Here is a 23,558-nt window from a genome sequence, read left to right as displayed (position 1 = left end):
ATTAGTAAAAAAATGAATGGAGAAACGAATGTCTGATTTATTAATAAGTGGGTACGGTAAAATTTTATTAGTTGAAGATGATCTTTCGTTAGCTGATTGGGTAAATAGCTATTTATTAGAGCAAGGTTTTGAAGTGATCATGTGTCATAGAGGTGATCATGTTGTTAAGCTTGTAAAACAGCATAATCCGGCATTAATTTTACTAGATGTCATGTTACCTGGAATGGATGGTATCAGCGTTTGTCGAGAGCTTAGGCACTTTTACAAAAAACCAGTTTTATTGCTTACAGCAAAAGGTGAAGAAGTTGACGAAGTTATAGGCTTAGAAGTTGGTGCTTCCGATTACATAATCAAACCTGTACGCCCCAGAGCTTTGTTAGCTCGCATTAAGTCTGCTCTACGTAATGAAAGCACTCATAATGAAACGCCAGAGAAAGCTGTAGAAATTAACGTAGGAAGTTTATACATTGATTTAAAAGCGCGTAATGTAATGTTACAAGGTGAAAAAATTGCAATTTCAAATGCTGAATTTTCACTTTTGAGTTTTCTCGCTTCACATGCTGGTGAAGTAGTAGATCGTGACGCTGTATTTAAAGCAACTAAAGGCCGTGAGTATGATGGTTTGGATCGCAGCGTTGATGTTTTGATTTCGGCACTTAGAAAAAAAATTGGTGACGACCCACAAAACCCACAAAAAATAAAAACGATTTGGGGTCAAGGTTATTTATTAGTTGATGACGCTTGGTAAATGAAAAAGTTATATATTTCATTATTACTTAGCGCTTTTGTTTCTCTTTTTGCGCTTGGTTGGTTATTAGATACCTTTAGCCAAACAAGCACAAATAACCTTGATGACTTTGCATGGCAAAAAATGATGATGCAAGGGTTTTCTGAACAAATTGCACAGGTAGCACCATTAAAAAGAACAAGAAAAACAATCCAGCTAAATGATCACTTTAGTCAAGACTTAACCTATCAAAAAAATACAACATTAGCTTTACCCGATAGCTTGTTATCTGAGCTATATTTACCTGGAGGTCTAGTTTTAGAAGACGAATTAGGGTTTTATTTACTAAAATCATCTCCTAAGTTTAAAGATTACCATCTAGAGTTAAGGCTAACAAAAACACAAAGTTCCTCCAATAATTTTGATTTATTTTTAACTCTAAGCTTTTATGCCGGAGTTTGTATATTAATGTGGATATGGTTATCCCCGCTCACCAAACGATTAAGTATATTAAATGAGGCATCACAAAAATTTGCGAGCGGCAACTTATCTGCTCGCATAAAAATTAGTAAGTTTACTTATATTTACGATGTTGAAGCTGCATTTAACCGTATGGCAGGCCAAATACAAAAGCTTATTGAAGAAAATAAACTACTCGCATCTAGTATGTCTCATGATATAAGAACCCCTGTAGCGTGTTTACGTTTTGGACTCGATGCCGCGTTAGATGCTCAAGATAATGACAAAAAAGATCGTTATCTTGAAAGAATGGAAACTGACTTAGATCAGATGGAGTGTATGCTAAATAGTTATTTGGAGTTTGCAACCTTAGAAAAAAACTCTTACCAAATATCTATTTCACCAGTTAATCTATCGCCATATTTACATGATTTAGTAAGGCAAATAAAACCCAAACTAGACAATAAAAAATTAATCGCCAAAATTGAATGTGACTCTGTAGAAGTTGAAGCTGATTTACATTGGTTGGCGCGTGCTGTTACTAATTTATTAAGTAATGCCTGTGATTTTGCTGAGCAAAGAATATTAATACGTGCAGTAACAAGTAATACATCTTTTTATTTAACCATTGAAGACGATGGACCTGGAATTTCACCAGATAATTGGAAGTCTGTTTTCACTCCATTTTTTAAAGAGCAAACACATAGAGATCGTAGTAATAAAAGTTATGGCTTAGGACTCGCTATTGCGGCAAAAGTAGCCGATTGGCATTTTGGGATCATAAAAGTTGATAAATCACCTGATCTATCTGGTGCGCGTTTTACATTAAAACTTCCTTTAAGACCCCCAATCCAAACAAATAAAAACTCGTAACTTTTAATTTACAATTAAAATTTAAAAAACAACATTAGACCTATTAAAACAACAAGTTACACTTTTAAAATGTTAATAGTAAAAAATAATGTTCAATACCTCTTTTTATTCTTAGTTGTTTTGAGATAGATCAATGCTATTTAAGCTTTTTATTTTTGAGTATTTACAGTAGATTGTCAGCTTAACGCATTATTTCCAAATAGCTTAATAAAAAAAGCTGAGAGATACCTAATTGGATCTAGCTATAACAATCATAAAATATCAATAAAAGAGAAATATAATAATATGAGTGCTAATAGAGGGGAGTTCAGCTCCCGCTTCGGATTTATCATGGCTGCAGCAGGTTCAGCTGTTGGCTTAGGTAATATATGGGGATTCCCAACACAAACGGCTTCAAATGGCGGGGCTGCATTTGTATTAGCTTATTTAGTATTAGCTTTTTGTTTAGCATATCCTGCATTTATGGCTGAACTTGTGATCGGTCGATATGGTAGAGCAAACGCTGTAGCCTCTTTGAAAAAAATGTCGAATAAAAAGTGGCAACACCAATTTGCATTTATTATTGGTTTTGGTGGTATTCTATGTGCTGCTTTAATTTTAAGTTTCTATGGCATTATTGCTGGTTGGATGATGTCATATACTTTAGAACCGATAACCACTTTGATAGGAATTAATGAAGCAAGTAAGTGGCTAACAAGTCAAAGTACAGTACCAAGTTTGATATTCACGACCTTGTTCATGGGTTTAACAATTTACATCATTCGCAGCGGTGTTGAAAATGGTATTGAGAAATGGTCAAAACGCTTGATGCCTATGCTTATCTTATTGCTGATCTGTTTGATTATATATGTCATGACATTAGAAGGGGCAAGCGAAGGACTGAATGCATATTTAAACCCTGATTTTTCAAAATTAATTGAACCTCAATTATTAATAAGTGCATTAGGACAAGCTTTCTTCTCATTATCTTTAGGCACAAGTGTAATGATCATCTACGGTTCTTATATTAGTAAAAAGGAAAACTTAGTAACCTTAGGCGCACAAGTTACACTGATTGATGTTTCTATTGCTTTTCTTGCTGGTTTATTAGTTATTCCTGCTATGTATGTTGCTCAAGCACAAGGATTACAAATATTCTCAGCTGAGGGTAATTTAATTTCAGGTCCAGATCTTGTATTCACTATTTTACCTAGCTTATTTAATGGCATGGGATTCATAGGATCATTTGTTGCGCTGGCATTTTTTGCTTTAATGAGCATAGCTGCGCTAACCTCTTCAATTTCAATGTTAGAAGCCCCTGTTTCTTATGTTGTTGAACGTTTTAACTTACCAAGAAATAAAGCAACTTTAATCACAAGCTTACTCATATTAAGCATTAGTATTTTAATTATATTAAACATGGATTCATTATTTGGTTTTGTTGTTACTTTGGCAACAGAATACGGTCAGCCTATTATCGGTATGTTTTGTTGTATTTTTATCGGCTGGATCTGGCATAGAAGTAAAATAATAGAAGAACTAAAGCAAGGTTATGAAGAACTTGAGCAAGGTCTATTTTGGAAAATTTGGCCTTGGTATATTAAGTTTATCTGTCCATTATGTATTTCATTCGTATTCTTAAACTCAGTATTATAAGTCAAAAGCTATTTAACTAAAAAAGGCGCTTAATGCGCCTTTTCTGTTTTAACTCTATGCCCGTTTGATCATATCTTGATGCTCAATACCATCTTCTAAATAAGCATCTCCTACAACTTCGAGCCCCAAGCTTTGATAAAAAAATAATAAGTAAGTTTGCGCTGATATCTTTATCATATGTTCCGGCCAAAATAATTCGCATTCCTTAATAGCACAAAGCATTAACTCCTTCGCCAATCCTTTCCCTCGGCCCAGCTTAGAGACTACAACTCGTCCAATTGCAGGTTCATGAGTGAAAACAGTTTTAGGTGCAAGACATCGCGCATATGCAAGTAATTCTTCATCATCATAAATCAATACATGTCGCGTATGTTCATGCATATCTAAATCATCCAACTCAGGATATACACAATTTTGTTCTACGACGAATACGTCGACTCTTAATTTTAAACTTTGATATAGCTCGTTCGTTGTTAATTCATTAAAAGATTTTGTTATTTTGTTAAGCATTATTTTTTTATCTCTGATATTAATTTGTTTCACATTGAACTTGATTACCAGCATCTTTTTTAGCAAACATGTAACCAATGACAGCACCAGCAAGCATACCAAATAAATGGCTTTCAAAACTCATACCTTCTTTTATAGGTAATACCCCCCAAGCCATACCACCATATAAAAATATCACTACAACAGAAATCACAACTGATTTAATACTACGACGAACAAAACCGTATAACACCACATATGCCCACAGAAAATATACAACGCCACTTAAACCCACATGTATAGAGGTACGGGCAAAAATCCAAACAAATAAACCGGGAATTAAAGCACCCAATAATAATAAAAGCCAAATTCTATTGGGTTTGAATTGCCAAACAAGTGCAGAAAACAAGCTAAATGAAAATAAATTATGTATTAAATGAGACCAACTACCATGAAGAAAAGGGTGAAATAAAATGCCATATAAACCAGAAACCTCCCTTGGTATCACGCCAAAATAATTTAGCTTCATAGATAAAAGTAGGTTCACAAGATGTACAGCTATCAATAACATCCAACTTGCAATTAAAAAGTGAGTTAATTTAGGTTGAGAAACTGAGCTTATATTCATTATAAGGACCACGTAACATTGTTTTTATTGCGCTACGCAGAACCTTTCTGAGTAGCAACTTAAGTATTCACTTTAACTCAGCATAATAAAATTTTGATGGAGTTAACTGTCTATTTAACTGAGTAAAATTTAATTCAACAAGTGCTCAAGTTGATCGCATAACTGAGATAAATTTACCTGATCATGTTCAATAGTCATATCAATATAACCATCACCTCTAAAAGCCCTATCTAATTCAATTAGAACATGGGTTTTATGAGCTTCAGGTACAAATGATAACTCAACTTCTTTTAAGTCAAAAAGATTTGATGCATTAGGTTTGTATTCAAGCTCTTGATAGCAGCCTGATGTTGATTGAAAGGTAGAAGCTTGCAAAAAACCTTTTTCCACATCTGATTTTACTAAATTAAAACCGCAGCGCTCTATTGCTTGCATAAAAGTACGTACAGCTTCATTTGGATAAACATAAATAGGGTCTTTATCCGTTGGATCAAGTGCCATATCAATATTTAGACCTGTCGCTAACCATACTTGCGTTTGATTTAATCCCTGATTAAGTTCTGTTATGGGTGTCTCTGAATGTAAACGCGCTTCAAAAGGAATTCTTTTTAACTCACCTGCAGCTACGGTGCAATGATCAACAATATGCCAACTTTCAATCACATGATTAGTAAAATAATCACCATTATCGTCTTCAACTTTTACTTTAGTCATGAGGGCTAAATCTAACCCTGATATTTCCTGCTCAACGTCCCCACCTTGAATTAAAATTTCAGCGCTAAATTTTTGCCCTGGTTGTAAGTGTTCAGTTTGTAATATCGTATCGACTTTAGCAGCGCCAATTCCTACTGTTGCCAAGATTTTTTTGAACATCTTGTACTCCTATTTTTTCTTTACCTGCATCTTAACGTTATTTATTTGTAATTGTCGCGCATATTTTTCACTTATTTTGTAATATATAAAAACAAAATATATATATTTTCCTATAAAGCAAATAGAGTAAAATGGTACAACAAACCATTTTGTTCGGAAATAATACAATATGAAGCAAGCTATAAAACAAAAAACATACTTTATTTCACTATTAACGCTTTTTTTACTTTCAGGTTGTAAAACAACTAAAACTATTGAAGTTAAAAATGGATTTATCCGTGACTATTCACAAATGGAAAATATTGAACGCAATGATGGTTCGATCCAGCAACGTTGGGTTTCAAAAAAATTAACCCGTAAAATTAATCCTCTTCAACCAAAAGCCTTTTTTATAAAACCCGTTATTTATTATCCAAAATTAGAAGTTAATTCACAATTTGATGCACTCTCAGCTAAAAAAATAAAGGTTTATTTTGATTCTGAATTAAAAAAAGTTGTCGCTAAACATTTTTTGATATCAAACACTCTTGGTCCAGAGATTTTTATACTTGAACCTGCAATCACAAGTATGCGTATTTCTTTGGAAAACTTCTCGCCATTAGAAGTATTGCCATTTAAAGCTGTGATCTCTAGTCTTAACTATGCCATAGGAGGCAGGGATAGAGACGTTGAAGTCCGTTTAGAGTCAAAAATAATAAATGCTGAAAGCAATGACTTGTTAGTGACCTCCGTATTACGAGGCAATGCGTTACAACTTGAAAATGATTCTGAAAAGTTAAATCAAAGTCATATTCAAGAACTTGTAGATTCTTGGATAAAGCAATGGGATAAAGACTTAGCTAAATATAAGGCACAACTATAGTATTTAGTTGCCAAGTCACAACATAAAAAAAATTCATGTGTATTTTACAAATATCGCTTAGAAAATACATATACTTCATATTAATAACCATTTAATTTAGATACAATTTATCCATACTTTCTTTAAGTTCAGAGTCTATGGAAATCGTCTTTTTTGCTACAGCATTTATCTGTGGTTTTATTGTGCTTCAAATGAAGTTACCTCCTTTAATAGGTTTTTTAGCCGCAGGTTTTTTGCTCAACTTTGCTGGATTTGAAAGTAGTGAATTACTTTCAAAGATTTCATCTACAGGCATTACTTTGTTGCTTTTCAGCATAGGGTTAAAACTGAGAGTTAAGAACCTGACACAATTACAAGTTTGGGCTCCAGCAAGCATACATATTATTTTGAGCAGCGCTTTATTCTCTGCTTTTATTTTATTAATGAGTTACTTCGACATTTCACTATTTAGCCAACTTTCTCTTGAGTCAGCTTTATTACTTGGCTTTGCATTTAGCTTTTCAAGCACTGTTTTTGCAGTAAAAGTACTTGAACAAAGAGGAGAAATGGCAAGTTTACATGGCAAAATTTCAATTGGAATTTTAGTTATGCAAGACATTTTTGCCGTTATCTTTTTAGCAATCAATACAGGTAAGATACCTAATGTATGGGCCTTGGCATTAATCGCTATTTTACCTTTAATTCGCCCATTGCTTTTTTGGGTATTAAACCGCTCTAAGCATGGTGAAGTTCTACCTTTATTTGGTTTTTTCTTTGCACTTGTTGCAGGCTATCAAGCTTTTGAGTTTGCGGGCTTAAAAGGTGACTTAGGTGCTTTAATTATTGGTATGTTGTTTGCGCCCCATAAAAAAGCAGGTGAATTAGCTAAGTCCCTTTTAAGTTTTAAAGACCTATTATTAGTCGGTTTTTTTCTAACAATCGGATTAAATGCTAACATCACAGTTGAAGCACTATTTGTTGCTTTACTTATGGTATGTATATTACCTGTAAAAGTGATTATTTATTACATCTTAACCAATCTATTTCATTTACGAGCCCGTACTTCATTATTAAGTTGCTTCACACTTTCAAACTATAGTGAATTTGGTTTAATTGTTTGTGCAATGGCTGCATCAAGTCAGTTTATATCAGCTGAATGGTTAGCAGTTGCAGCCATTGCAGTGTCACTTACTTTCATTATCGCATCCCCTCTCAATAATCATGCAAATGAGATATATGTAAAGTTTGAGAACTGGTTAATAAAGTTTGAATCAAGTAAACGCTTAAAAGATGAGTTACCAGTAAACCTAAATCAAGCAAGAGTGCTTATTTTTGGTATGGGTCGTATTGGAACTGGTGCTTATGAAACGATTTATCATAGCTTCCCAAACTCAGTTGCAGGTGTTGATATAAAACCTGAATGTGTTGAAAAACATATAAAACGAAACCGATTTGTCATTTTAGCAGATGCAACCGATCCTGATTTTTGGCAAAGAGTTAATCATTCTCATGTCGAAATGATCATGCTTGCAATGCCAAAACATATGCAGAATATATTTGCACTTGAACAACTAAAAGCATCTGGGTTTAACGGGCAAGTAACTGCAATTGCAAATTATCCAGATCAACAAAAAGAACTTGAAAGCTTGGGTGTTGACTCCACTTATAACTTCTATCTTGAAGCCGGAAGTGGTTTTGCAGAACACGTAAAATCAAAAGTTTTTAATTAATAAAAAAAAATAAATTAGTCATGACTTGGAATTGATAACTATTTTTATTTATATATCATTATGTTATTAATTCCATAACAAATAACAATATATAAGAACTCTTTATTATATGCTACTTCATTTACAAAGCTTTACATGAGAGTTAGCAATCAGCCCCGGAAAGATCGTACACTAGGTTCAAACATAAAATTAATACCTAAGTATTTATTTTAATACAAAGAAATAGTTAATTATATGAATTACTGGTTTAATCTAATTAAAAAGCATTGCCTGTTGGGAGCTTAAATAATGTCAAAAGAATTTAGTAAACAAGAATTTAAACCCGTGGCAGCAGATCGCCAAGGTGAAGCGCTAATAAAGTTACAAGCTGAGCTTGATTATATTCAAAACTCAGGTATCAGCCCTTCTCAATTAAGAGAAGTACTTTTTCAAAAAATGTTAGATATGTACCATGTTCCTCAAAGTCATGAATTAAGAGCTCAAGAAATACCGACACGATTAGATGATCCAAAAATAAAACAAACATTAAATCAACATGGATTTTATCGTAAATCATCAAACATAATTCATTAATAAGAGGCTTCGTCCTCTTTTATAGGTCGGCACAGCCTTTGTCGACCCCTTCGAACTAGCCTAAACTTCTTGTTTAATCATTTTAATTTCTCCCCTGTCTTATATAATCAATTTTTTGAATACCGGAAAAATACTAATGGATAATAAAATACTCTCCGATGCTATAAATACCATAATGCCATTTGGAAAATACGCTGGTCGTCCATTATTAAACTTGCCAGAGCCTTATTTAGTTTGGTTTAAACAGCAAGGTTTTCCTCAAGGAAAATTGGGAGAACAATTAGCATTAATGTATGAAGTTAAATTAAACGGTTTAGAGGGCATGTTAAAGCCGCTATTACAAAAATCAAACAAACCTTATTAAGCACCATTAACACTGTTATAATCCTCAATATATTACTTATACCAATTATCTTAAATGAGTGAACACGTATAGGTGAGTATAACTGTTCAAAGCACTGGTTTATTGTTTCATACTAAATTCAAATACCAACATGGATGTGGACTAAAAATTTGATTGAGAAATTATCGACTATAGGAATTGAAAGTAACACTGCTATTGTACATTTAGACCATTTGTAATAACCATTTTTAATGGCGTTGGTAATAAGTTCTCGTCAATATTAACTAAAATAGGATCTTTCTGTGAGTCAACTAAGCAATTTATCACCCCAACCTCTTTGGTCTATTTTTGAGAAAATCTGCTCAATCCCTCATCCAAGCAAACATGAAGATAAAATATCAGCATGGATCCAACAATGGGTGCTAGAGCTTGGACTTAATATCAAAGAAGATAAAGTCGGGAATTTGATCATCAAAAAACCAGCAACACCCGGCATGGAAAATAAAAAAGGAGTCATATTACAAGCCCATATGGATATGGTTCCGCAGAAAAACTCAGACAAAGAACACAACTTTGTAACAGACCCAATTGAACCTTATATTGATGGTGATTGGGTAACTGCAAACGGAACAACTTTAGGCGCAGACAATGGCATTGGGCTTTCAGCCAGTTTAGCCGTACTTGCCAGCAAAGATATCAAACATGGTCCACTAGAAGTATTAGTAACAATAGATGAAGAAGCGGGCATGACTGGCGCTTTTGGTCTTGAGGCTGGCTGGTTAGAAGGAGACATATTGCTGAATACCGACTCTGAAGATGAGGGTGAAGTTTATATGGGTTGTGCTGGCGGTATTGATGTGAACATTAAACTGCCTCTTGAAACTGAACCTGTTGGTGAAAATGTTCAAAGTTACTCTTTGAGTATAAAAGGCTTAAAAGGTGGGCACTCTGGTGTTGATATTCATTTAGGTAGAGGTAATGCGAATAAAATATTAACACGATTTTTAAAATTGCATCAGCAAGAATTAAATATTTCATTAAGCCAATTCAATGGCGGTAGCTTGCGTAATGCGATCCCTAGAGAAGCTTCAATGGAACTTAATGTTCATCATGAAAATTCAATTTCTTTAGGCCAGGCGGTAGACGCATTTCAAGCATTACTGAATACTGAATTAAGCGCTGTAGAACCAAATTTACAATTAAGTTTAAATAAAATTGGATTAGCCAACGCTCAATTTTCTAAGGCAACACAATTTGCATTTGTTAATTCAGTTAATGCTTGTGTAAACGGCGTGATCAGAATGAGCGATGAAGTTGAAGGTGTTGTTGAAACATCAACTAATCTAGGTGTAATAACAACCCAAGATAAACATTTACATATTCAATGCTTAGTACGTTCACTTATAGACAGCGCTCGCGCTAATACTCAAAATATGATCAGTTCTACTTTTGAGTTAGCAGGTGCAGCAATTGAATGCACAGGAGCCTATCCAGGTTGGGAGCCAAGAACAGACTCTCCAATTAAAGATCTTCTGCGTGAAACTTACCAAAAAATGTTTGGTACTTTACCAAATATCATGGTGATCCATGCAGGTTTAGAATGTGGTTTATTTAAAGATGCTTACCCAAATTGGGACATGGTTTCTTTTGGTCCAACAATACGTTTTCCACATTCCCCAGATGAAAAAGTAAAAATAGATACGGTAGCGCCATTTTATCAATTATTACTTCAAGTATTAGAAAATATCCCAAATAAATAATTTGAAATAAAATATAAAAAATATTGAACCTTTATTATAAGTAGCACTCTGAGTTAGTGCTACTTGTTGAAATTCAGTTATCCCGTTTGAAAAGCGCTCATATTTGAGCGCTTTTTCTTTTCATCATAAAGACTAATTGTTAAGTGGCAGTTCAATAACAAAACAAGCCCCCCCCAGATCTGTTTCTTCTAAATAACAACGCCCTTTATGCCAAATGATAATCTTTTTCACAATAGCCAAGCCTAAACCAAATCCTCCAGTTTTTTTATCTCGACTTTTATCTAAACGAGTAAAAGGTTTAAATACATTAACCCATTCACTTTCATCTATGCCTGGACCATCATCAGCAACTTTGATTAAAACTTTATCATGAGTCAAAATCAAACTAACTTGAACCAGAGTTTTACTATACTTTAGCGCATTACCTATTAAATTTTGTATTGAGCGTGTTAAAAAGTGACCATCACAAGCATAATTCAATTCATCAGGTGATATTAAGCGTATTGTACAATCTGTATTAAAGCTCAATTTATCAATTAGATTATCGGCCAGTTCAACAACATCTACATTTTCAATATTTAATACTGGTGTTTCTCTATCCATCTTTGCAAAGTTAAGCATCTCTGTTACTAATAATTCAAGCTCTGCAATATCATAATTCATACTATTGATATACTTTTGACTTCTCTCATTAAGCTCATTGTCATCAAGCATGGCGATTGCAAATTTTAATCTTGCCAGTGGCGTTCTAAATTCATGTGAAACGGATGAAGTTAATTCCTTTTGGGAATCAAGTAAACGCTTTATTCTCTCCTGCATCGCAGATAAAGTATCTGTGATAGGAAGTAACACAGAGTGAACACCAGGTCCTAAGTCCATACTATCGGGTGAATTCATGTTTTCGCATATATGGCGTAACCTTTCAAAATCTCGCCAAACAAAAAAGCTCCATAGGCCTATCGGCACACCAATAAATGCCAAAATAATCAAATAAGGCCAGCTTGAATCATAAACCGGTGCAACAACTGTGATAGGGCCTACTTTTAGTAGGTTTTTTTTACTTAATTGGATATACCAGACAGCTCGTTCTTCGCTGTCAAATAATAAAACGGGTGACTCTTCACTTAATTTATCTTGCTGATGAGGTAAAAATGCAATATCACTGGATGCGATAATTTCGGCTGAAAAGTGCTTTTTAAGCTGCTCAATACCATTTGAAGTTTTTGATAACAAAAGTAAGCTTTGACTAAATTCAGCACCCAACATTACTGCATTTTCACCTTCTTTATGAGGCCACAACTTTTCCATTGCGCCACTTAGTAAAAATAATGAGATAATAATATAAAGATATAAGCTAATAAAAAGCCTTCTCATTTAATTGAGAGCCTCTTAATCATTCCAAGCATCAGAAACAAATAAATAACCTTGACCCCAAACGGTTTTAATTCTGTAAGGTTTATCACTGTTATCTCCTAACTTTTTGCGTAACCGTGAAATACGCACATCCACAGTTCTATCTAAACCATCGTATTGACGTCCTATCATTTTTTCATGTACATATTCTCGACTCAATACTTCACCTGAACTATTTGATAACAACCATAATAATTCAAACTCGTGTGACGTCAGTGTTATTTCAGCCCCACTCAATTTTACAATTCTGCTAGTTTTATCTATTTTCAGATTACCAAATTTTAATTCTTCCGTTGATTTTTGTGGTTGATGACGTCGTAACAATGCATTGACCCGAGCAAGTAAAACTCGCGGCTCAGCAGGTTTTATAACATAATCATCAGCACCGAGTTCAAGACCAATCACCTGATCAAAATCTTCACCTTTTGCCGTTAACATTAAAATAGGTAAAGCATATTTATCCCTGATCTCTCGACAAACACTAAAGCCATCTTTTCCAGGTAACATCACATCTAAAATCATAAGATCAGGCATTTGAGACTCGATATAGCCCATAACATGTGCGCCATTATCAAGCACATCAACAATTAAGCCATTATGTTCTAAATATTCTCGTGTTAATTGCTGTAAACCTAAATCATCTTCTACTAATAAAACTTTAGCCATATCTATTTCCTTAAAAGAAACTCCAGGGTGAACGTAAGCGACGGCGTTGAGTTTTTAAATGAGAACTCTGAACTTCAACCTTAGTTTTCGCCAATATTTTACCCGTTTGAGTATTTACCAGAGAGTATACGGTCTCAATCTGAACCTGAGCTTTATGAGTCATTTTTGCTTGGTTATTTTGTTGCCAGCATTTCACTTTTTTTCCATTTTCGTATAAACAAATATTTTGGGTTTCAGCTAATTGCCACATAATCCTAAGGTTTAGATCACACATTGATACTTTTTCACTGATTACACACACTTTTGGCGATACATTTAATAAGGCACCCTGCCCTAACGCAAAACAATTTTGTTGCGCCAAAATAAAAAACAGTAAAAAAATGATAACAATACGTATGGATTTTTTCATATTAAAAAATGTATTTTAAACCCATAAAAATGTTAACGGCATAATCATATTTAAACAAAGGGCTATCACTTGTATTCGAATAGTCATCATATTTTAATTTAAATAATACAGCTTTATTTTCAGACATAGGCCAAGTCAGTTGCAAATGAGCATACGGCTGAAAACCGCCATCCATGGGGTAAAAAATATCAAGATTATCTTTTTCAGACAGACCATAATAATAACTATTAAGTTCTGAAGACTTATACCAAACACCCAGCATAGGCTGAACAATTAAATTACCAACAAATAATTGATATTCTAATTCTAATCCTACTCTCCAACCATTATAAACATCACTGATATCCGCTAATAAATTAGCTCTTACAATCAAATCTTTATTAAAATATTGATAATTAATCCCCGAGTCAAAAGCCCACTTTCTTTTTGATATATCATCAGTATTTATATTTTTTAGTTGCTCATCTTGATCAATCACGGGATCATCTTGGCCAATCACGGGAGTAGAATATGCATTCGACATAGTAGACGAATTTAAAAATACATTAGAGGGGTGCCAGAATATAAAAAACCTTTTTTCCGGATTTAGCTCTGAAATAAAACTGACAACATGTTTTTTTTTATCAAAAACTGTATATCCAAATTGACCATTATCAAAGTAAAAGTGTTCATCGTAATATGCAACGTCAGGTAATAGAAGTAACGGAAAATCATCACCACCATTTAATGGATTCTTTGCAACTCCCAAACCCACACCTAAACCCAAATGCCATTGACCAAGCTTAACTTGCAAAGCTTCATTGTCTAGAGGTTCAGCTTTAGTAGCAAAACCATAGCTACAGAATAAAATAATAAAAATGTAACGCACCTGCCCCCCCTTGTAATTTCATTATGCGCAATGTATGCACACTTTAGCAAGATATCACATGCCACACACCCATCAGTTACAATTAATAACAAAAAGCACCACTTAAAAAACACATTATTTTTATACTGATTTTAGTGTTTTCGAAATTTTCCACATAGCCTGAATGATTGGGTTTTGTAATTGTTTACGCTGAACACATAATCCTATTTCAAAAGCCTTCGGCTGATGAGGCACTTGCAATACTTGTACTTTATCTTTCAGTGGGCTGTTATCTAAAACAATTTTAGGAACAAGTGCAATACCAAAACCTAAACTAACCATTGAAACAATTGCCTCATTACCCGCTACTTGTGTATAGATTTGTGGTTTAATGTGATTTTTTTTCCACCAATGCTCAAGTCTTTTTCGATTCAAGCCTTGCTCTGGCACAATATAAGGTAAGGATTGCCATTTAACATCTTGCCCTAATAGATTTATTTCCTGACTAATATCACACTGCATTTTAGGTGCAATAAATTGTAATGCGGAAGTACCCGTTGTACAAAAAGCAATATTAGCAGGTAATTGATCAGGTTTTGCTGCAATTGCCATATCTTCATGACCATCTAAAATACGTGTAATTGCAATGCCGGGATCACCAGTATTAAGTTTTATTTCTATTTTTTGATGCTGTTGACGAAATGTTTCTAATAAACGATATAAAAAACTATATGATGCGGTAACCGAACAATATAAACTCAGCTCTCCCTGAAGTTCAGTATGGTTTTCATCTAATGAAGATTTAAACCTATTCCATTGAGACAAACTAAGCTTCGCATATTCTACAAAATCCTTGCCTTGTTTTGTCAAAGTCACAGTTCTATTATCTCTTGTAAACAAACTAGCGCCAAGATCTTGTTCTAACTGTTTAATATTTCTACTTAATGTAGAAGCACTAATGTGGCAACGCTCACTTGCACGCCCAAAGTGTAAAGTTTCAGCTAAAGCTAAAAATAACTGCAAAGAACGATTATCCATGGAGTACCCTTAAAACCAATCATTTCACATTTTGCAATACTCTAATGCAAATATATCATTTTACGCAAGAAGTGTTTTTGTATAAGTTATTATCAAGGTCTCAGTAAGATCACTTAATTTTTAGCAGGATGGATATTATGACAACAAATTATTTCAACTCTTTAGCATTACGTGAGCAATTAGCACAACTAGGTCAATGCGAATTTATGCACGAATCTGAATTCAGTGACGGTGTTAAAGTATTAGAGGGTAAAAAGCTTGTAATAGTCGGTTGTGGTGCGCAAGGTTTAAATCAAGGTTTAAATTTACGTGACTCAGGCTTAGATGTAAGTTATGCACTTCGTCAGTCAGCTATTTCAGAAAAACGTCAATCATATATAAACGCAACTGAAAATAAATTTCAGGTAGGTACTTATGAAGAGCTAATTCCAAGTGCCGACTTAGTGCTTAATCTGACTCCCGATAAACAACATACCTCTGTTGTGACAGCTGTTATGCCATTAATGAAACAAGGCGCAACGTTATCTTATTCTCATGGTTTTAATATTGTAGAAGAAGGCATGCAAGTACGCGATGACATTACAGTTATCATGGTTGCACCTAAATGCCCAGGCACTGAAGTACGCGAAGAATATAAACGTGGATTTGGTGTACCAACATTAATTGCTGTTCATCCTGAAAATGACCCACAATCTAAAGGGTTAGCACAAGCAAAAGCATATGCCGCAGGTACTGGTGGTCATAAAGCAGGCGTACTTTTATCTTCATTTATTGCTGAAGTTAAATCCGACCTTATGGGTGAACAAACTATTTTATGTGGCATGTTACAGACAGGGTCACTTCTGTGTTTTGACAAAATGGTTGCAAAAGGCATCGATGCTAGTTATGCATCAAAACTTGTACAGTACGGCTGGGAAACAATCACTGAAGCATTAAAATACGGCGGTGTAACGAATATGTTAGATCGTTTATCAAATCCAGCTAAAATAAAGGCTTTTGATTTAAGTGAAGATCTAAAAACAATCATGCGTCCTTTATATAATAAACACATGGACGATATCATGGCTGGTGACTTTTCTGCTGGCATGATGGCTGATTGGGCTGAAGATGATGCTAAATTATTGGGCTGGCGTGAAGAAACATCACAAAGTGCATTTGAAAAGCAACAAAATACCGATGCTGAGATTTCAGAACAAGCATTTTTTGATAATGGTATTTTAATGGTTGCTATGGTTAAAGCGGGTGTTGAACTCGCTTTTGAAACTATGGTTGCAGCAGGTATTAAAGATGAATCCGCTTATTATGAGTCGTTACATGAAACCCCCCTTATCGCTAATACAATAGCTCGAAAAAAATTATTTGAAATGAATAGAACAATTTCTGATACAGCTGAATATGGCTGTTATTTATATAATCACGCATGTTTACCTTTACTTCAAGATTTCATGAAAAATGTAGAAACTGATGTTATTGGCAAAGGTTTAAACACAACAACAAATGGTGTAGATAATGCGCGTTTAATTGAAGTAAATGCAGCTTTACGTAACCACCCAGTTGAAATTATTGGAACTACGCTACGTGGCTATATGTCTGATATGAAGAAAATAGTTTAACGCTAAAATTAATTTTCGCTTGTCAAAGCCCCCTATTATAAAGCGGGGCTTTTTTATTCCCTCCATTTATTATAATTGCCATTAACACAACAATATCCCTATGCTAAGATATTTATCCCATTTATTTTAGTAAAGTAATAATGACAGTTTCTATCACACAAAAAGTTGCATTCGTTGCCACACTTGTCGCTATCGTGGTTGCTAGTATTATTGGATCAATTTCAATTTTTTCTTCAAAGAGCATAATAGAAGAAAGAATGATCCACTCCGAACTCCCCAGCAAAGTAAAAGAAATTAAAAATTATTTAAGTAAAGAAATTAATATTTTATTAATGGCAAGCAAACAATTATCAGGGAACCAGTTTATTCAAAACTGGGCACAACAAAAATCACCTAACGACTCATTGTTAATAACTGAATTAAACCGTCTCGTAGAACAATATGATTTAGCAACCGCTTCTTGGTCTAATAAAAATACGAATGACTACTGGAATCAAAATGGCTTTTTAAGAACCCTAAATAGACAAGAAGATGCGTGGTTTTATGCATTTAAATCATCAGGACAAGCTTTTTCAATTAGCATTTTCCAAGAAAGCCCAGAGGATGTAAAAATGTTTATAAATCATCAAGAGCTTGATGGTCTTGGCTTAGCTGGGCTGGCAAAAAGCATAGATGAAATGCAAAGTTTATTAGAAAAATTTAGCATTGAAAAATCAGGTTTTGTTTTTATTGTTGATAAAAAAGGTTTAGTTAAGCTTCATTCTGACGACACACTCGTTGCTAAATCCACATTAGACAAAATTTACAACTCAAACATTCAATCTCGTTTGTTAAATGATAAAGAGTTTTCTTTAATTGAAACAAACTATCAAGATCAAACCATTTTACTTGGCGCTAGCCCTATCGAAAATACGGACCTATATGTTATTGCTCAAGTGCCAAAACAGGAAGTTTTTTCACAAATAAATTCGCTGACATGGAAAATTGTTAGCTTTTCAATTTTAGTCGCCGTTATCGCCAGCTTATTTGGTTTATTTTTAGCAAGAACGATTAGTGCACCGCTTCAGAAAATCACCGCTTTATTTGAAGAATTAGGGCAAGGCGAAGGAAGAATAACCTATCGACTACCCACAAATAAACAACCAGAATTAAATAAACTTAGTTCAGGATTCAATCAATTTTTAAACAAAATTGAACAAGCATTACGTGATGTATTACAGCAAAGTCATGATATTAGAACGACATCAGATCAAGTGTTTACACAAACTCAACAGCATTCATCACAAATGAATCAACAAAAAGAGCAAACTATTTCAGTTGCTGCAGCCATAAATGAAATGGGAGCAGCAGTACAAGAAGTTGCCACGAGTGCTGCAAATACAGCTGAATATACACAGCAAAGCCACCAGCAAGCATCTGAGGTACAAAATCAGGTTCAACAATCTCAGTCAGACATAAAAAACCTTGCTAATGATATTGATCAAGTCAGTCACAAAATAGACACTTTAGCCAATAAAACCAAAGAAATTGGTTCAATTTTAGACGTGATACGCTCTATTTCAGAACAAACAAACTTACTCGCTTTAAATGCAGCTATTGAGTCTGCTCGAGCAGGTGAGCATGGCCGCGGTTTTGCTGTTGTTGCAGATGAAGTGAGAGGTTTAGCACAACGCACATCACAATCAACAGATCAAATACAAAATATGATTGAAGAACTCAATTCAACATCACACCAAGTTGTTATTGATATTCAAAGATCTCAATCAAATGCGAGTCAAAGTGTAACATCTATGGATGAAACAGTAGGTCAATTAACCGAAATTGTTGAAAAGGTAGAAAAGATAAATGATATGGCAACCATAATTGCCACAGCAACAGAAGAACAAAATGCGGTCGTTACAGATGTTAGCCAAAATGTTGAAACAATCAGTGTGATCAATGAAGAATCTCTTCATAATCAAATCAATATTCAAGATGCGATAGAGTCTTTAACTGTTAATGCACAAACCTTAGATTCATTAGTTGATGCTTTTAAACTAGAACGCTAAAGCGACAAAAGAGTGCTTGATTTAAATTACAATAATAAGCACTCTTTTTTGAAAAAACTTGTAACATTTTACCTAAGCAAATTCATTCATTAAAGCATATAGTAAATAGAGAATAAAACTCATTACAAGAGGTATTTATGAGTATAAAAAATTCATTTCCTTTATTTAATATTATGTTAATTACCAGCAGTTTATTACTGACAGCTTGTACCAGCACAACAAAAACAAATCAGCATTTACCGCCCCCAACCAACTTATTTACAAACCAAGATTTATTCTCAGAGTTTAACGTTGAACCTTTTGATGAAATATTTACATTAAGCGATGATATTAAGCACAAACTTGATATACAAATGCCACAAAAAAAACGCTCTCAGAGAACAACAAAAGATTTATTGCATTTTATTTTTAATTCAGCAAACAACCATATCGATTATCAATCTGGCGCAACTTTAACGGCCAATCAAACTTTTATGCAACAAAATGCCAATTGCTTATCTCTTTCTATAATGGCTTTTAGTATGGCTGAACATTTAGGATTAGAGACAAGTTTCAGGCGTGTTTATATCCCTGAGTATTGGGCGCTTGAAAAAGGCTTTAATTTACTTACTTCCCACATCAATATTAAATTATATTTTAACGAGTCAAAGCATGCTAATGCTCAAAAAGTATATGATATCAACAATGGTATTGTGGTTGATTTTGATGAAAATAGTAGAAAAGAAAGGTTTAGAACCAAAAATATAACAAAACAAACAGTCGCGGCCATGTTTTACAATAACAAAGGTGCGATTGCTATGGTTAATGCAAAGTACAATCAAGCATATCATTATTTTAAAAGTGCCACAGAAGTTGCACCTAGTTACTCACCGGCATGGGGTAACTTAGGCATATTATTTCGCATCAATAATCATTTAGAAAATGCAGAGTTAGCTTATCAATTCGCACTTAATTTAGATCCTCAAAACAATACTGCAAAAGGTAACTTAGGCATTTTATATGAAATGACTGATCGCGTTGAACTAGCACAAGCAATACAAAAAGAACTAGAATTAAAAAGAAAGAGTAATCCATATTATCATATGGCTAAAGGTAATGAGGCTTATGTACAAAAACGCTATCGTAGCGCAATTGCACATTATAAAAAGTCATCTTCATTAGATAAAAAGCTTCATGAACCCTATTTTGGAATAGCAAGGAGCCTTTATCAATTAGGAGATTTCAAACAAGCAAAACGTCATTTAAAATCGGCAAAAAAGAATGCTTTTTACCTTGAAGACAAAAACATTTATCAGGGTAAACTTAATAGCCTAAGTGCGATGGTCTATTAATGTTCAGGTTTTTTGTCTTATTATTTTGTTTATGCATAGGTTTCAGCTCCTATGCACGCATGAATAAAGTTAACAATGAACTTCTAGCCGACTTGAAAGAGCTCAGCTCCGCAAAAATGCAAGGAAGAAAAACGGGTTCCTCGGGTTCACATAAAGCAGCGCAATATATCATTGATAGATATACTGATATTAAACTGAAATCATTAACAACAGAATATCGACAAACTTTTGATTACAAAAGTGGGTTTTGGTCAATCAAAAAGGGAGAGAATATTGTAGGCGTTTTATTATCAGATAACCCAAATGCTAACTATATCGCCATCACCGCACATTATGATCATTTAGGTCACTCAGGTAGCAAAATCTATTATGGTGCTGATGATAATGCATCAGGTGTTGCAGCTATGATAAATATAGCTAAAAACTTAAAAACACAGAATTTGAAACATCATTATATTTTTATTGCGACAGATGCAGAGGAAACGGGTTTATACGGCGCAAAAGCCTTTCTAAATAGTAATTTAATTGATACAACAAAAATTGTTTTGAATATTAATTTAGATATGTTGGCAGTCGCACCTAGGCAAAAACAACTTTATGCTTTTAGTTCAAAAACAATGAAACCATATAAGGCACTCATAGAGCAAAAAAATAATACAACTATGACCCAGTTTATAAGTTCAAACAGGAAAATGAATATAAAATTAAAGACCCAAAAAGTCGACTGGAGAAATGCAAGCGATCATGCCATCTTTCGAAAACATCATATACCTTTTATTTATTTTTGTGTTGGTACACACAAGTATTACCATACAACCAAAGATAAGTTTGAAAATATAAGCCCCAAATATTATGTCGCTTCAGTCAAACACATTTACCAAACGATTCTTTCTTTAGACACAATTCAGCTTTGATGCATTTCAATATTATTTTTCATTTCTAAGACCCAGGCACGTTTTTTAATTTTTGATAATTTTTTAACTTGATATTCTAAAATACTTGCTTGGCTTCGATTACCTACTTTAATATGAAAAATCAGTGATAACGGTCCTTTGCCTCGCAAGTTTTTAGCCCCGAATCCTTTTTCGTGCTCATTAAACCTACGTGTTACATCAGTCGTAATCCCGGTATACCAATGCCCTAAACGTGTTTCTATTATGTATATATGCCAATCATTATTAACTAGACTTTCATTTTTACTAGTCTGGATTGAACTTTTATGCTCAGTTTTAGTCAAAATCCCACTTTCCACTTTTACATGACGACGGCACAAGGTAGTATATCGGATATTATGCTCAAAACCGTTAAAAAATAGGATCAGAAAAATAAAAATGCAGTGGTTTAAAATAATTTTAGCGTCATTACTTATTACACTTGCCAGCGGTTGTTCTAGCTGGGTATACCGAATGAATATCCCACAGGGAAACTTTTTAGAACAAAAAGATATTGATAAATTACGAATTGAAATGACTCGAGAGCAGGTAATTTACGTCCTGGGTCAACCAATTGCAACCGATGCTTTTGATGACTCTTCATGGCATTATGTTTATTTATTTAATTACAACCGAAATACTGAACAAAAAAAATCTGTTGTAATTCATTTTAAAGATGATTTATTAAGCAGTGTTTCTGGAGACTTCGAAACACCAGAAGAGTTTAATACTCCATTAGAAAAATAAGTCACATAAGGCAAATTTTTTACACTTCCCTCAGTAAAAAATTTGCTTTATAACAAACGTCACTAAAGCGAACTTTAAACTCGACCACCGGTAATTTTATTCGCCCTTCCCTCATCTTTTGCTTTTTCAGCTCTTCGGCGACGCGCATCTTTAGGATCCGCGATTAATGGACGGTAAATTTCAATTCTATCACCATGCTTCAATTTAGCATTTAACTTACACGTACGATTCCATATGCCTACTTTTAACTTATCAACTTCAATTTCAGGGCACTTTTCATAAATACCTGATTTAATAATGGCTTGCTCTACAGACATGTCATCATCAATCTCAATCATTAAGCATGTTGCTTTATCTGGTAATGCAAATACCACTTCAACTTGTTTCATTCAATGTAACTCCATATCAAGCGCTAGCTAAAACTTCTTGAACCATAAACCTGTTTTGCACGTTCAGTAAATGCACTTAACATATTATTAGCAACTTCATTAAAAACACGACCAAAAGCCATTTCAACTAGTTTACTCGAAAATTCAAAGTTTAACTTTAATTCAATTTTACAAGCTTTCTCGTCTAAAGCAGTAAACTGCCAACCCCCTTCTAACTTTTTGAAAGGGCCATCAACTAATACCATATTAATTGCTTTATCTGTTATTAATGAATTTTCCGTGGTAAACCACTTTTTAAGGCCACCCTTTGCAATTTCAACTGAAGCCGTCATCTTATCGTTTGACTGAGAAAGGATTTTTGAATTTGAACAGTGAGGCAAGAAATCACGATAATTGACAACATCATTTACTAAATTAAACATTTCATTTGCACTATACATAACCAGTGCATTCTTTTTTATTTCTGGCATTACTTCTCACCCTTTAAACTGAGCATAGATTTTAGCAAGGTTTTAGTACTTTATCTGCAATATATACTCTGCTCTGCTGAAAATAAGCTTTTGATTTAGATTTGTTTACTCATAAATACAAAAAACGGATGTAAATCATATGATTTTGCGTATAATGAGCCAGATTATGGCAAAGAAAAAATCCCCCAAATCAAACAGCAATACCATAGCCTTAAATAAAAAGGCGCGTCATGAGTATAAACTGTTCGACAAAATAGAAGCTGGCCTTGAATTACAAGGCTGGGAAGTTAAGAGTATCCGTTCTGGAAAAGTAAACATTTCTGATACTTACATTCACATTAAAGATGGCGAAGCTTTTCTCTTAGGTAGTTTAATTCAACCTTTAATAAGTGCTTCAAGCCATGTAATTTGTGACCCTCTCAGGTATCGAAAACTACTACTCAAAAGAAAAGAACTCGATAGATTAGCAGGCTCAGTTGATCGTGGTGGTTTTACCTTAGTTGCAACGGCAATGTACTGGAAGAAATGCTGGGTAAAACTTGAGTTTCATTTGGCCAAAGGTAAAAACCTACACGATAAGCGCAGTGACGATAAAGACAAAGACTGGGCACGTGAAAAAGAGCGTACAATGAAGCATGATTCAAGATAAGCTATCTTGATAGCTAACATTTAAGAAACAACAAATAAACGCACCTCTCGGTGCGTTTTTAGTACCTAATGACTA

25 protein-coding genes are annotated in these 23,558 nt (G+C 34.0%); 14 read left to right on the top strand and 11 right to left on the bottom strand.

Annotated elements, in window-relative coordinates; all coding sequences use genetic code 11:
* Positions 1-43 precede the first annotated feature (43 nt).
* The 3 genes from BM088_RS02365 (at position 44) to BM088_RS02355 (ending at position 3,694) form a co-directional block, all read left to right on the top strand.
* Positions 44-748, top strand: a complete 705-nt coding sequence (locus tag BM088_RS02365) for a response regulator (protein WP_091979677.1) — start codon at positions 44-46, stop codon at positions 746-748.
* Entirely contained in the window at positions 749-2,059 is a 1,311-nt protein-coding gene (locus BM088_RS02360) for an ATP-binding protein (protein ID WP_091979529.1), read from the top strand.
* Between the two features lie 285 nt (positions 2,060-2,344).
* Positions 2,345-3,694 (top strand): sodium-dependent transporter, encoded by a 1,350-nt coding sequence (locus tag BM088_RS02355; RefSeq protein ID WP_091979527.1) that lies wholly within the window; start codon positions 2,345-2,347, stop codon positions 3,692-3,694.
* Between the two features lie 54 nt (positions 3,695-3,748).
* Here the strand turns inward: BM088_RS02355 and BM088_RS02350 are convergent, their stop codons facing one another.
* The 3 genes from BM088_RS02350 to BM088_RS02340 form a co-directional block, all read right to left on the bottom strand.
* A complete protein-coding gene (locus BM088_RS02350; protein ID WP_091979675.1) occupies positions 3,749-4,204 on the bottom strand; it encodes a GNAT family N-acetyltransferase in 456 nt (151 codons plus the stop codon).
* 19 nt (positions 4,205-4,223) lie between these two features.
* A complete protein-coding gene (locus tag BM088_RS02345; protein ID WP_091979524.1) occupies positions 4,224-4,811 on the bottom strand; it encodes a rhomboid family intramembrane serine protease in 588 nt (195 codons plus the stop codon).
* Between the two features lie 129 nt (positions 4,812-4,940).
* Complete coding sequence (locus BM088_RS02340) at positions 4,941-5,684, bottom strand: sporulation protein (protein WP_091979522.1); 744 nt, start codon at positions 5,682-5,684, stop codon at positions 4,941-4,943.
* A 169-nt stretch (positions 5,685-5,853) separates the two neighbouring features.
* Here BM088_RS02340 and BM088_RS02335 point away from each other — a divergent pair, with 169 nt between their 5' ends.
* The 5 genes from BM088_RS02335 (at position 5,854) to BM088_RS02315 (ending at position 10,931) form a co-directional block, all read left to right on the top strand.
* Entirely contained in the window at positions 5,854-6,546 is a 693-nt protein-coding gene (locus tag BM088_RS02335) for a DUF3313 domain-containing protein (RefSeq protein WP_091979519.1), read from the top strand.
* A 137-nt stretch (positions 6,547-6,683) separates the two neighbouring features.
* Positions 6,684-8,255 carry a cation:proton antiporter family protein gene (locus BM088_RS02330; protein WP_091979516.1) on the top strand — a complete coding sequence of 524 codons (1,572 nt, stop codon included), beginning with the start codon at positions 6,684-6,686 and terminating at the stop codon, positions 8,253-8,255.
* A 288-nt stretch (positions 8,256-8,543) separates the two neighbouring features.
* Positions 8,544-8,828 (top strand): hypothetical protein, encoded by a 285-nt coding sequence (locus tag BM088_RS02325; RefSeq protein WP_091979513.1) that lies wholly within the window; start codon positions 8,544-8,546, stop codon positions 8,826-8,828.
* Between the two features lie 136 nt (positions 8,829-8,964).
* Positions 8,965-9,192: a DUF3820 family protein gene (locus BM088_RS02320; protein WP_091979511.1), complete on the top strand. Its 228-nt coding sequence runs from the start codon at positions 8,965-8,967 to the stop codon at positions 9,190-9,192.
* A 281-nt stretch (positions 9,193-9,473) separates the two neighbouring features.
* Positions 9,474-10,931, top strand: a complete 1,458-nt coding sequence (locus BM088_RS02315; RefSeq protein WP_091979508.1) for an aminoacyl-histidine dipeptidase — start codon at positions 9,474-9,476, stop codon at positions 10,929-10,931.
* Between the two features lie 132 nt (positions 10,932-11,063).
* On the opposite strand, the gene BM088_RS02310 is transcribed toward BM088_RS02315, so the two are convergent.
* The 5 genes from BM088_RS02310 to ilvY all read right to left on the bottom strand — a co-directional run bounded on the left by BM088_RS02310 (position 11,064) and on the right by ilvY (position 15,304).
* A complete protein-coding gene (locus tag BM088_RS02310; RefSeq protein ID WP_342742221.1) occupies positions 11,064-12,239 on the bottom strand; it encodes an ATP-binding protein in 1,176 nt (391 codons plus the stop codon).
* An 81-nt stretch (positions 12,240-12,320) separates the two neighbouring features.
* Positions 12,321-13,010, bottom strand: a complete 690-nt coding sequence (locus tag BM088_RS02305) for a response regulator (RefSeq protein WP_091979501.1) — start codon at positions 13,008-13,010, stop codon at positions 12,321-12,323.
* Positions 13,011-13,020: 10 nt separating this feature from the next.
* Complete coding sequence (locus BM088_RS02300) at positions 13,021-13,419, bottom strand: DUF3019 domain-containing protein (protein ID WP_091979498.1); 399 nt, start codon at positions 13,417-13,419, stop codon at positions 13,021-13,023.
* A gap of 1 nt (position 13,420) precedes the next feature.
* Complete coding sequence (locus BM088_RS02295; RefSeq protein WP_091979495.1) at positions 13,421-14,287, bottom strand: MipA/OmpV family protein; 867 nt, start codon at positions 14,285-14,287, stop codon at positions 13,421-13,423.
* A gap of 120 nt (positions 14,288-14,407) precedes the next feature.
* Positions 14,408-15,304 carry an HTH-type transcriptional activator IlvY gene (gene ilvY / locus BM088_RS02290; RefSeq protein ID WP_091979492.1) on the bottom strand — a complete coding sequence of 299 codons (897 nt, stop codon included), beginning with the start codon at positions 15,302-15,304 and terminating at the stop codon, positions 14,408-14,410.
* A gap of 137 nt (positions 15,305-15,441) precedes the next feature.
* Here ilvY and ilvC point away from each other — a divergent pair, with 137 nt between their 5' ends.
* From ilvC to BM088_RS02270, 4 genes are all read left to right on the top strand, one after another.
* Positions 15,442-16,917: a ketol-acid reductoisomerase gene (ilvC, locus tag BM088_RS02285; RefSeq protein ID WP_091979489.1), complete on the top strand. Its 1,476-nt coding sequence runs from the start codon at positions 15,442-15,444 to the stop codon at positions 16,915-16,917.
* A 140-nt stretch (positions 16,918-17,057) separates the two neighbouring features.
* On the top strand, positions 17,058-18,965 hold the full coding sequence (locus BM088_RS02280) for a methyl-accepting chemotaxis protein (RefSeq protein WP_091979487.1): 1,908 nt from the start codon (positions 17,058-17,060) through the stop codon (positions 18,963-18,965).
* Positions 18,966-19,102: 137 nt separating this feature from the next.
* Positions 19,103-20,296, top strand: coding sequence for a tetratricopeptide repeat protein (locus BM088_RS02275; RefSeq protein WP_091979484.1), 1,194 nt, complete (start codon positions 19,103-19,105; stop codon positions 20,294-20,296).
* 59 nt (positions 20,297-20,355) lie between these two features.
* A complete protein-coding gene (locus BM088_RS02270; RefSeq protein ID WP_177207929.1) occupies positions 20,356-21,210 on the top strand; it encodes a M20/M25/M40 family metallo-hydrolase in 855 nt (284 codons plus the stop codon).
* Here the strand turns inward: BM088_RS02270 and BM088_RS02265 are convergent.
* Entirely contained in the window at positions 21,201-21,536 is a 336-nt protein-coding gene (locus BM088_RS02265; RefSeq protein ID WP_425439267.1) for a GIY-YIG nuclease family protein, read from the bottom strand. The genes BM088_RS02270 and BM088_RS02265 overlap by 10 nt on opposite strands.
* Positions 21,537-21,627: 91 nt before the next feature.
* Here BM088_RS02265 and BM088_RS02260 point away from each other — a divergent pair, with 91 nt between their 5' ends.
* Entirely contained in the window at positions 21,628-21,975 is a 348-nt protein-coding gene (locus tag BM088_RS02260) for an outer membrane protein assembly factor BamE (RefSeq protein WP_091979476.1), read from the top strand.
* 74 nt (positions 21,976-22,049) lie between these two features.
* Here the strand turns inward: BM088_RS02260 and BM088_RS02255 are convergent, their stop codons facing one another.
* Positions 22,050-22,364 (bottom strand): RnfH family protein, encoded by a 315-nt coding sequence (locus tag BM088_RS02255; RefSeq protein ID WP_091979474.1) that lies wholly within the window; start codon positions 22,362-22,364, stop codon positions 22,050-22,052.
* Positions 22,365-22,387: 23 nt separating this feature from the next.
* Positions 22,388-22,834, bottom strand: coding sequence for a type II toxin-antitoxin system RatA family toxin (locus tag BM088_RS02250; RefSeq protein ID WP_091979471.1), 447 nt, complete (start codon positions 22,832-22,834; stop codon positions 22,388-22,390).
* Positions 22,835-23,000: 166 nt separating this feature from the next.
* Between BM088_RS02250 and smpB the strand changes: the two genes are divergently transcribed.
* Positions 23,001-23,483 carry an SsrA-binding protein SmpB gene (gene smpB / locus BM088_RS02245; protein WP_091979468.1) on the top strand — a complete coding sequence of 161 codons (483 nt, stop codon included), beginning with the start codon at positions 23,001-23,003 and terminating at the stop codon, positions 23,481-23,483.
* Positions 23,484-23,558 lie beyond the last annotated feature (75 nt).

Source organism: Pseudoalteromonas denitrificans DSM 6059, assembly GCF_900112265.1.
GTDB lineage: Bacteria > Pseudomonadota > Gammaproteobacteria > Enterobacterales > Alteromonadaceae > Pseudoalteromonas > Pseudoalteromonas denitrificans.
This window is presented reverse-complemented; position numbering and strand designations above follow the sequence as displayed.

Excerpts from the sequence above, each read along its gene's own strand:
- BM088_RS02280 (WP_091979487.1), top strand. The coding sequence starts at position 17,058 with ATGACAGTTTCTATCACACAAAAAGTTGCATTCGTTGCCACACTTGTC.
- smpB (WP_091979468.1), top strand. The coding sequence starts at position 23,001 with ATGGCAAAGAAAAAATCCCCCAAATCAAACAGCAATACCATAGCCTTA.
- BM088_RS02345 (WP_091979524.1), bottom strand. The coding sequence starts at position 4,811 with ATGAATATAAGCTCAGTTTCTCAACCTAAATTAACTCACTTTTTAATT.
- BM088_RS02310 (WP_342742221.1), bottom strand. The coding sequence starts at position 12,239 with ATGGAAAAGTTGTGGCCTCATAAAGAAGGTGAAAATGCAGTAATGTTG.
- BM088_RS02335 (WP_091979519.1), top strand. The coding sequence starts at position 5,854 with ATGAAGCAAGCTATAAAACAAAAAACATACTTTATTTCACTATTAACG.
- BM088_RS02325 (WP_091979513.1), top strand. The coding sequence starts at position 8,544 with ATGTCAAAAGAATTTAGTAAACAAGAATTTAAACCCGTGGCAGCAGAT.
- BM088_RS02320 (WP_091979511.1), top strand. The coding sequence starts at position 8,965 with ATGGATAATAAAATACTCTCCGATGCTATAAATACCATAATGCCATTT.
- ilvY (WP_091979492.1), bottom strand. The coding sequence starts at position 15,304 with ATGGATAATCGTTCTTTGCAGTTATTTTTAGCTTTAGCTGAAACTTTA.
- BM088_RS02255 (WP_091979474.1), bottom strand. The coding sequence starts at position 22,364 with ATGAAACAAGTTGAAGTGGTATTTGCATTACCAGATAAAGCAACATGC.
- BM088_RS02360 (WP_091979529.1), top strand. The coding sequence starts at position 749 with ATGAAAAAGTTATATATTTCATTATTACTTAGCGCTTTTGTTTCTCTT.
- BM088_RS02250 (WP_091979471.1), bottom strand. The coding sequence starts at position 22,834 with ATGCCAGAAATAAAAAAGAATGCACTGGTTATGTATAGTGCAAATGAA.
- BM088_RS02355 (WP_091979527.1), top strand. The coding sequence starts at position 2,345 with ATGAGTGCTAATAGAGGGGAGTTCAGCTCCCGCTTCGGATTTATCATG.
- BM088_RS02270 (WP_177207929.1), top strand. The coding sequence starts at position 20,356 with ATGAATAAAGTTAACAATGAACTTCTAGCCGACTTGAAAGAGCTCAGC.
- BM088_RS02350 (WP_091979675.1), bottom strand. The coding sequence starts at position 4,204 with ATGCTTAACAAAATAACAAAATCTTTTAATGAATTAACAACGAACGAG.
- BM088_RS02275 (WP_091979484.1), top strand. The coding sequence starts at position 19,103 with ATGAGTATAAAAAATTCATTTCCTTTATTTAATATTATGTTAATTACC.
- BM088_RS02305 (WP_091979501.1), bottom strand. The coding sequence starts at position 13,010 with ATGGCTAAAGTTTTATTAGTAGAAGATGATTTAGGTTTACAGCAATTA.
- BM088_RS02330 (WP_091979516.1), top strand. The coding sequence starts at position 6,684 with ATGGAAATCGTCTTTTTTGCTACAGCATTTATCTGTGGTTTTATTGTG.
- BM088_RS02340 (WP_091979522.1), bottom strand. The coding sequence starts at position 5,684 with ATGTTCAAAAAAATCTTGGCAACAGTAGGAATTGGCGCTGCTAAAGTC.
- ilvC (WP_091979489.1), top strand. The coding sequence starts at position 15,442 with ATGACAACAAATTATTTCAACTCTTTAGCATTACGTGAGCAATTAGCA.
- BM088_RS02260 (WP_091979476.1), top strand. The coding sequence starts at position 21,628 with ATGCAGTGGTTTAAAATAATTTTAGCGTCATTACTTATTACACTTGCC.
- BM088_RS02300 (WP_091979498.1), bottom strand. The coding sequence starts at position 13,419 with ATGAAAAAATCCATACGTATTGTTATCATTTTTTTACTGTTTTTTATT.